General features: G+C 47.4%; 1 tRNA gene. It reads right to left on the reverse strand.

The annotated features are described in order from the left end of the window. Window positions 1-232: 232 nt before the first annotated feature. Window positions 233-306: transfer RNA gene (locus ACSNOG_RS32960), tRNA-Arg, on the reverse strand. Between the last annotated feature and the right edge of the window lie 154 nt (window positions 307-460).

The raw sequence follows: 460 nt of genomic DNA on the forward strand, positions 1-460 counted from the left end.
ATTGGTTATCTTCCCCTCTCATACGTATCGCTTCATGCCTGCAAGCCTTCACGGTTGTTCAGACTTCAGATGCCTATACTAATCTTAACATCTAGAGCGTCCCAGAAGGGATGCGGCCTTTCAGGCCGACTGCGAAGTCAGCCTCCCGAAGCGGATGCTCCGACGCCCCCCTAACTGGGGTTCTCACCTTCATAGAACGCAAAAACACCGCCATTAAGGCGGTGTTATTTTACGTCCCAGAAGGGATTCGAACCCCTGACCGACGGCTTAGAAGGCCGTTGCTCTATCCAGCTGAGCTACTGGGACATATGTATACATCTTTTTGAAACAGTAACGAAATATATTATATCGCAACTTCGTCATTTTTCAAAGATTTTTTTTGTAAAGGAATCATTCGGGGAATCAGCCGTTCGCTCGCAGGGTATTGTAATATCAAACAACCTTTCAGGAGGTGTACCCG

The organism is Streptomyces sp. URMC 124 (assembly GCF_051386455.1).
Taxonomy (GTDB): domain Bacteria; phylum Actinomycetota; class Actinomycetes; order Streptomycetales; family Streptomycetaceae; genus Streptomyces.